At 64.5% G+C, this 1,735-nt stretch carries 1 protein-coding gene and 1 pseudogene; one reads left to right on the forward strand and one right to left on the reverse strand.

Annotation, left to right across the window (positions count from 1 at the left end):
- Positions 1 to 499: pseudogene (locus ACTSKS_RS10960) on the reverse strand (site-specific DNA-methyltransferase); the annotation flags it as partial.
- A gap of 756 nt (positions 500 to 1,255) precedes the next feature.
- Between ACTSKS_RS10960 and ACTSKS_RS10965 the strand changes: the two are divergent.
- Complete coding sequence (locus ACTSKS_RS10965) at positions 1,256 to 1,648, forward strand: SHOCT domain-containing protein (protein ID WP_044659893.1); 393 nt, start codon at positions 1,256 to 1,258, stop codon at positions 1,646 to 1,648.
- The last annotated feature ends 87 nt before the right edge of the window (positions 1,649 to 1,735 follow it).

Below are 1,735 nucleotides of genomic sequence, written 5' to 3' on the forward strand. Positions count from 1 at the left end.
AGTCTGACGCGCGACAGCAGTCCACCTTGCGATGGTGGGTGTAAGTGAGCATCTCGAGAGCGTGGAAGTTCTCGGCGTTGATGACCGTATGGAAGGGCTTGCCACCGCCGTTCTCGACTCGGCCGGTCTCGACGAGGCCGGGGTACATGTGATCGCGGAACTCAGCGACGACGACGAGATCGGAAATGGCCGCCTGGGCCTCCTGCTCGCCGTCGACGGCGGTCAGGCGGGCGGTGCCGGTAGTGCGGTCGATGTGGTCGACGTGCCAGAGGGTCTGGTCACCTTTCTTGGTCTCCCCGCGGGGCGGGAGTATGCGGACCTTGTCCCCCTTGCGGACGGGCCGAGAGGGCAGTTCCACGGCCTCGGGGCGGTGCCCCTCGAACACGAGTCCGAACTGGCGCTGACGCCGGGTGCGGTTCTTGATCTCGCGTTCGAGGTTGGCCGCGAGGTCTGGGTTCGTGGCGCGGACCTGGCCGAGGAGGTCAGAGAGGCTGGACATAAGGGTGGATGCCTTCGCGTGTGTGCCAGTAGGTGTCGATGGTGGCGACCTTCCGAGAGTAGGCCGGGCGTCGTTCTAACGACTGGGGCGACACGCTTTGGTCTTTCGCCACGGCCCCGGTCAAGCGCGCCCGCCGCCATGAGCGCACGGCCGGGTTCACCCGCGCCGACGAGTACGGGCCCGCGTACACATCACCAGGGGGCTTGCCACCTGAGAGGCGGGAGGCCGCCTAACCTAGAGCCGCTCCCACGGGACCACGTGGACACATCCAGACCCCCGCGGGAGCCTTCCCAGGCGCAGGCCCGCGGGGGTCTTTCCATGCCCAGACGAGTCCGCCAGGCCCTCGGGACGCCCGCGGCGTCGCCCGGGAGGCCAATCCTGTGCGTAAAGAAGCCCCCGGGAGACTCGTCCGAGTCTCCCGGGGGCTTCCCCTGTGGAACGTACAAACCGTTCCCTGGCCGTCTTGCAAACGGCCCGCGGTGCGCGAGGGGGGACTTGAACTGACCTCGACCCCCTCGCGCCGCGAATCTTGGAAGGGCGTTCTGCCGCATGAAATCAACGATCTACGGCATGTGCCCTGTGGATGACTCCACCGCGATACCTCGACCTGCAGGTTGCTTAGCACTTTCGTTAGCACTTTTGCGGCGCGCCCAGCTCTGGCTGAGGTAGGCAGGGGCCGCTTGCCGCTTGCTACCCTGGGTTCACACGAAACTCTAGGCTTGGCCCCCAACCGGGCCGGAAGGTGAGGTCAGGAACATGGACTTCTGGAGCACGATCTGGGATGCGATCTGGTGGTTCTTCACCATCTTTGTGTTCGTCGCCTACCTCATCGCACTGTTCTCAATCATCAGTGATCTCTTCCGGGACCGCGAACTCAGCGGCGTCTACAAGGCGATCTGGCTGCTTTTCCTCATCTTTGTTCCGTTCCTCACGGCGCTCGTTTACCTGATCTTCCGCGGTCGTGGGATGGGCGATCGAGCCGAGCGACAGGCACGAGAGGCCAAAGCAACGGCGGACGACTACATCCGGACTGTTGCTGGGGGACCTGCGTCTGAGATCGCGCAAGCCAAGCAGCTACTCGACAGCGGAACTATCTCCGAGGCGGAGTTCCAGAGTCTGAAGCAAAGCGCGCTGGATGGTTCCCGTTAGCGTTGTCGGGCAAGTGCACGAGCGTCCTCGCCGCGGCTACGACTGCAAACGTCTCTTCGGCAGCCGGGAAGAAGTCGACGGTGGTAT

It is taken from the genome of Micrococcus sp. TCR-5 (genome assembly GCF_052220525.1).
Lineage (GTDB): Bacteria > Actinomycetota > Actinomycetes > Actinomycetales > Micrococcaceae > Micrococcus > Micrococcus luteus.